Origin of the sequence: Pseudomonas sp., from assembly GCF_030147005.1 — a bacterium.
GTDB lineage: Bacteria > Pseudomonadota > Gammaproteobacteria > Pseudomonadales > Pseudomonadaceae > Aquipseudomonas.
Window position 1 is genome coordinate 1 of the sequence record NZ_JASLAW010000009.1, and the last position, 5890, is coordinate 5890.

Consider the following 5890-nt stretch of genomic DNA (forward strand, 5'->3'; position numbering starts at 1 on the left):
GCGAAAGCCCCGTATGGCGGGGGATTCCAGACTTATCAAAGGCTTACGTTTCGTTACAGTGCGATGGGTCGATATCAGGCTGACGAATGATGACAGACAGCCCCCGCGCGGCTGACTAGATTGCAGGTTCCGGGCTCGACGCGCTGGCAGTGAAGCCCTCATAACAATAAAGAGACGGACCCATGCAGAACTCGACCCAAGCGGCGAATGCCTGGCGCATTCTGTTCCTGCTGTTCCTCGCCAACCTGTTCAACTTCTTCGACCGTACCATTCCCGCCATCATCATCGAGCCCATCCGCATGGAATGGCACCTGAGCGACTTCCAGCTCGGCATCATCGGTACCTCCTTCACCATCGTCTATGCCATCGCCGGGCTGCCACTGGGGCGCTTGGCCGACACCGGCTCGCGCAGCAAATTGATGGGTTGGGGCCTGTTTGCCTGGAGCGGGCTGACGGCGGTCAATGGCCTGGTCGGCAGTTTCTGGAGCTTCCTGTTGGTGCGTATGGGCATTGGTATCGGGGAAGCCAGCTACGCGCCCGCCGCCAATTCGCTGATTGGCGATCTGTTTCCCGCCCATCGCCGTGCGCGCGCCATGGGTATCTTCATGCTCGGCCTGCCGTTGGGCTTGTTGCTGGCGTTCTTCACCATCGGCTGGATGGTCAAGGCGTTCGACAGCTGGCGCGCGCCGTTCTTTATTGCCGCCGTGCCGGGGATGATCCTCGCGGTGTTCATGTTCTACATCAAGGAGCCCAAGCGCGGCGCGGCGGAAACGGTGCAAGTGTCCCAGGAACGTGTCGACCGCCCGATCCGACGTGTGCTGGCGGTGCCGACTTTCCTGTGGCTGGTGCTGGCCGGGCTGTGCTTCAACTTCGCCACCTATGCGTGCAACTCATTCCTGGTGCCGATGTTGCAACGTTATTTCCTGATGCCTTTGCAGGACGCGGCGGTGGCCACCGGTGTCATCGTCGGCTTGACCGGCCTGGTGGGCCTGACCCTGGGAGGCTGGATTGCCGACAAGATCCATCAGCGGGTCGCCAATGGCCGGCTGCTGTTCGCCGCGTGCAGCCTGATCATCTCCACGGTCACCACCGCCTGGGCATTGCACGCCGGGCGTATTGAGATCGGCGTGTTCGTTTTGCTGTTCAGCGTGGGCTGGTTGTTTGCCTATAACTTCTATACCTGCGTGTACACGGCGATCCAGGACGTGGTCGAACCGCGCCTGCGGGCCACGGCGATGGCATTGTTCTTTGCCGGCTTGTATCTGCTGGGTGGGGGGATGGGGCCGATCGTGGTGGGCGGGCTGTCTGATCACTTTGCGCATGCGGCGATGTACGCGGCGGGGGCGGAGCAAATGACCGAGGCCTATAAAGCGGTGGGGTTGCATGACGCCATGTACCTGATCCCGGTGGCGCTGTTCTTGACCATGCTGTTTCTGTTTCAGGCCTCGCGCAGTTTTGTGCGGGATGCCAAGCGGATGAAGGAGGGGTTGAGTGCGGTTGCGGTGCCGGCTGCTGCGGCAACGGCTTGAGGCCCAGTTGACACCTACGCAGGCAAACCAGCTCCGACATTTGACCGAGTTGTCTGAACCCGCCTCGGTCAGATGTGGGAGCAGGGCCTGCCGGCGATGCGCACAAACCTGGGGACGATGCTGAACCTGTGGCGAGGGAGCTTGCTCCCGCTGGGCTGCGCAGCAGTCCCATTCTTTTAGGCAAAGAACGGGGCCGCTTAGCGCTGCGGCGCCGGCCCGGCCCGGCCCAGCGGAAGCAAGCTCCCTTGCCACAGGTTTTGCCATGACCGGCGCCCGGCATTTGCGCGGGCCCTTCACTTTTCAGCGGTTTATCAGCCTGCCACCAACACCCGAATCGCTTCCAGTCGCAACGCCGCCTTGTCGAGCATGGCCAGGCCTTGCTCGCGCTGGTTGCGCAGGGCTACCAACTCGCTGTCGCGTACGGTCGGGTTGACCGCTTGCAGCGCGGTCAAACGCGCCAGCTCTTCGTCGGTGTCTGCCGCCAAGCGACGCTTGGCCTCGGCCACGCGCTCGGCGTGGCGCGGCGCGATCTTCTCCTCGCCGGCATTGATGCGCGGCGTCAATTGGTCGCGCTGGGCCTGCACGAATTTGTTGGCGCTGGCGCGCGGCACGCTTTCCAACTGGTCGTTCAAGGTCACGAACGACACGCGGCCGGACAGGTCATTGCCGTTGGCATCCAGCAGGCAGCGCAGCGCCGCCGGTGGCAGATAGCGACCCAGTTGCAGAGAGCGCGGGGCAACCACTTCGCTGACATACAGCAGTTCCAGCAGGACGGTGCCCGGCTTGAGTGCCTTGTTCTTGATCAGCGCCACGGCGGTGTTGCCCATGGAACCGGACAGCACCAGGTCCATGCCGCCTTGCACCATCGGGTGTTCCCATGTGATGAACTGCATGTCTTCGCGCGACAGCGCCTGGTTACGGTCGTAGGTGATGGTCACGCCTTCGTCGTCGCCCAGAGGGAAGCTGGCGTCGAGCATCTTTTCGCTGGGCTTGAGGATCAGCGCGTTTTCCGAATGGTCTTCGCTGTCGATGCCGAAAGCGTCGAACAGGGTTTCCATATAGATCGGCAGGGCGAACTGGTCGTCTTGCTCGAGGATGTCCTCGACCAGCGCATCGCCTTCACCGGCACCGCCGGAGTTGAGTTCCAGCAAACGGTCGCGACCGGTGTGCAGCTCTTGTTCCAGACGCTCGCGCTCGGCACGGGCTTCGTCGATCAGGGCTTGCCATTCGCCGTCGTCGGCGTCTTCCAGCAGCGGCAGCAGGCGCGGGCCGAACTGATGCTGCAAGGCGTTGCCGGTTGGGCAGGTGTTGAGAAAGGCGTTGAGCGCTTCGTGGTACCACTGGAACAGGCGCTGTTGCGGGCTGGTTTCCAGGTACGGCACGTGCAGTTCGATCACGTGTTTCTGGCCGATCCGGTCCAGACGACCGATCCGCTGTTCCAGCAGGTCGGGGTGGGACGGCAGGTCGAACAGCACCAAGTGGTGGGAGAATTGGAAGTTACGGCCTTCACTGCCGATTTCCGAACAGATCAGCACTTGGGCGCCAAACTCTTCGTCGGCAAAGTACGCGGCGGCGCGGTCGCGTTCGAGGATGTTCATGCCTTCGTGGAACACCGTGGCCGGAATGCCGGAACGTACGCGCAGTGCATCTTCCAGGTCCATGGCGGTTTCGGCGTGGGCGCAGATCACCAGGACCTTGGTGCGCTTGAGCATTTTCAACTGGTCGATCAGCCACTCGACGCGCGGGTCGAAGCGCCACCAGCGGTTCTCTTCTTCGATGTCCGGCTGCGACTGGAAGCTGACTTCCGGGTACAGCTCGGCGTGATCGCCCAGGGGCAATTCCAGGTATTCGTCCGGGTTCGGCAGCGGGTAGGCATGCAGTTTACGCTCGGGGAAGCCTTGCACGGCGGCGCGGGTGTTGCGAAACAGCACGCGGCCGGTGCCGTGGCGGTCGAGCAGTTCGCGCACCAGGCGTGCGCTGGCTTCGGTGTCGCCATCGTTGACGGCGGTGAGCAAGGCTTCGCCTTCGTTGCCGAGGAAACCCTGGATGGTCTTGTGCGCGGCAGGCGACAGGCGACCTTTGTCCAGCAGCTCCTGCACAGCTTCGGCCACCGGGCGGTAGTTCTCGCTCTCGGCGCGGAAGGCATGCAGGTCGTGGAAGCGGTTCGGATCAAGCAGGCGCAGGCGCGCAAAGTGGCTGTCCTGGCCCAGTTGTTCCGGAGTGGCGGTGAGCAGCAGCACGCCAGGAATGACTTCGGCGAGTTGTTCCACCAGCGAGTACTCGGCGCTCGCCTTGTCTTCATGCCACACCAAGTGGTGAGCTTCGTCGACCACCAGCAGGTCCCAACCGGCGGCAAACAGCGCGTCCTGGGCCTTCTCGTCGTCCACCAGCCATTCCAGGGCGACCAGCGCCAGCTGAGTGTCTTCGAACGGGTTGGTGGCATCGCTTTCGATAAAGCGTTCTTCGTCGAACAGTGCAACCTGCAGGTTGAAGCGGCGGCGCATTTCCACCAGCCACTGGTGCTGCAGGTTTTCCGGGACCAGGATCAGCACGCGGCTGGCGCGGCCCGACAGCAACTGGCGATGGATCACCAGGCCGGCTTCGATGGTCTTGCCCAGGCCCACTTCGTCGGCCAGCAACACCCGTGGTGCGATACGGTCAGCGACTTCGCGGGCGATGTGCAATTGGTGGGCAATCGGTTGCGCCCGCACGCCGCCCAGGCCCCACAGCGAGGACTGCAGTTGGCGGCTGGTGTGTTCCAGGGTGTGGTAGCGCAGCGAGAACCAGGCCAGCGGGTCGATTTGCCCGGCGAACAGACGGTCGCTGGCGAGGCGGAACTGGATGAAGTTGGACAGTTGAGTTTCCGGCAGAGTGACCTGCTCGTTCTGCCCGTTGAGGCCGTGGTAGACCAGCAGGCCGTCGACGTCGTCGACTTCCTGTACGGTCATCTTCCAGCCTTCGAAATGGGTGATGCTGTCGCCCGGCGAAAACCTCACGCGGGTGAGGGGCGCATTCCGTAGCGCATACTGGCGAGTGTCGCCAGTGGCCGGATAGAGCACGGTCAACAAGCGGCCGTCCTGTGCCAGAACGGTGCCTAACCCCAGCTCTGCTTCGCTGTCACTAATCCAGCGTTGCCCCGGTTGATACTGCTGCGCCATGCTGCCTGACTCCCGCCGTGAAAAAGCCGACTATCTTAACGGAACAAGCCCCTGCGCCCAAGGACTCTGACAAAAACTACTGCGTTTGCGCGCAGGCTCGCCGGCTGAATCGACGGGTGGCGGGCACTCACAAGTGTCGACTGGGTCACAGCTTGGCGAGCGAATGTTCAAGTCGCCCTGGGGCGCGCCGACAGCCTGTAGATCAGGAGAATCAAGATTATGCTGCCACCCATGCTGCCCGTCAGTGTTGTGCCGGTCACGTCGCAACTCGATCCGGTGCGCCAGAAACCGGATATCCCGCCCGTGGTGCCTGTTCAACAGAGCTCCAACGAGAGCACCATCGACCTGAAAAAGGATGATGCCGAACAGTCGACCTTCCTGCTGCGCGAAGAACAACGCCGCCAGCAAGAGCAGCAAAAACGTCAGCGTGAAGCCGACGACGACGCTGATCAGCACCTGCCTATCCCCGGCGATCTGCTCAACGCCGACAACACCGTTCCCGTGGCGCCGCTGATCGACGACGCGCCGCGCCAGGGCCTGTGGGTGGATATCGAGGTTTAGCAAAGGGGCGCGCACGGGCGGACGTTGTGCCTTTTGTCGCCCGCTGATTTGCCGTCTGGCGCAGGAGCCCGCATTATTCAGGCATTCCCGCCACGACGTAAGCCAAGCCATGAGTGATGATGACAAGCTGATCGACCTGAATGCCGAACGCGCCAAGCGTGTACACGATCTCAATGACAAGCGCCTGAATGAAGTACGGCAAGCCTTTGAACAAGCCATGCCCTTGGGTAAAGCCAAGAAAAAGTCGAAGAACAAACCGAAAAAGCGTTGAAATGGCCTGCATCCCTTGATGCAGATCAGTTATTGCCCTTCTTTACGCCCCGTTGCGGGCGACATTGATCCTGATCAATTTCCCACTGCGCCTTCTCCATTAACTTAGCCCTATCGCAACAGGGCAAGTGCAGGAGGCCGGTCATGTTTATCGATAATGTGGTATTTGCCGGGGTGCTGACCGTAAGCCTCATGGTGCTGTTTTTTGCAGGGTTTGGAATTTTTATCTGGAAAGACGCGAACAAGCGTAAAAAACCATAAGTTTTTTCGGATTACAGGGCACGCAAGGCATTTTGGGCGACTTCGGTCGCCTTTTTTTTTGGCTGCGATTTAACTCGCGCGCGGTCACCCTTGTGGGAGCGGGCTTGCTCG

Annotated in this window: 5 protein-coding genes; 4 read left to right on the forward strand and 1 reads right to left on the reverse strand. The window is 61.6% G+C overall.

The window, feature by feature from the left end; genetic code table 11:
- The first annotated feature begins 182 nt into the window (after window positions 1-182).
- Window positions 183-1529, forward strand: coding sequence for an MFS transporter (locus Q1V60_RS00555; protein WP_300626731.1), 1347 nt, complete (start codon window positions 183-185; stop codon window positions 1527-1529).
- 311 nt (window positions 1530-1840) lie between these two features.
- Here Q1V60_RS00555 and rapA read toward each other — a convergent pair whose 3' ends face one another.
- Window positions 1841-4687, reverse strand: a complete 2847-nt coding sequence (gene rapA / locus Q1V60_RS00560) for an RNA polymerase-associated protein RapA (RefSeq protein WP_300626732.1) — start codon at window positions 4685-4687, stop codon at window positions 1841-1843.
- A 219-nt stretch (window positions 4688-4906) separates the two neighbouring features.
- On the opposite strand from rapA, the gene Q1V60_RS00565 reads away from it, so the two are divergent.
- From Q1V60_RS00565 to ccoM, 3 genes are all read left to right on the forward strand, one after another.
- Window positions 4907-5248 carry an aspartate-semialdehyde dehydrogenase gene (locus Q1V60_RS00565; protein WP_300626733.1) on the forward strand — a complete coding sequence of 114 codons (342 nt, stop codon included), beginning with the start codon at window positions 4907-4909 and terminating at the stop codon, window positions 5246-5248.
- A 109-nt stretch (window positions 5249-5357) separates the two neighbouring features.
- The gene (locus Q1V60_RS00570; protein WP_090408332.1) at window positions 5358-5519 is read left to right on the forward strand and encodes a hypothetical protein; all 162 of its coding nucleotides are present in this window, start codon (window positions 5358-5360) and stop codon (window positions 5517-5519) included.
- A gap of 143 nt (window positions 5520-5662) precedes the next feature.
- Window positions 5663-5779, forward strand: a complete 117-nt coding sequence (ccoM, locus tag Q1V60_RS00575) for a cytochrome c oxidase subunit CcoM (RefSeq protein WP_300626734.1) — start codon at window positions 5663-5665, stop codon at window positions 5777-5779.
- Window positions 5780-5890: the final 111 nt, after the last annotated feature.

Bases quoted from the DNA above. Each gene is read 5' to 3' on its own strand.
- Q1V60_RS00555 (WP_300626731.1), top strand. From the start codon at position 183: ATGCAGAACTCGACCCAAGCGGCGAATGCCTGGCGCATTCTGTTCCTG.
- rapA (WP_300626732.1), bottom strand. From the start codon at position 4,687: ATGGCGCAGCAGTATCAACCGGGGCAACGCTGGATTAGTGACAGCGAA.
- Q1V60_RS00565 (WP_300626733.1), top strand. From the start codon at position 4,907: ATGCTGCCACCCATGCTGCCCGTCAGTGTTGTGCCGGTCACGTCGCAA.
- Q1V60_RS00570 (WP_090408332.1), top strand. From the start codon at position 5,358: ATGAGTGATGATGACAAGCTGATCGACCTGAATGCCGAACGCGCCAAG.
- ccoM (WP_300626734.1), top strand. From the start codon at position 5,663: ATGTTTATCGATAATGTGGTATTTGCCGGGGTGCTGACCGTAAGCCTC.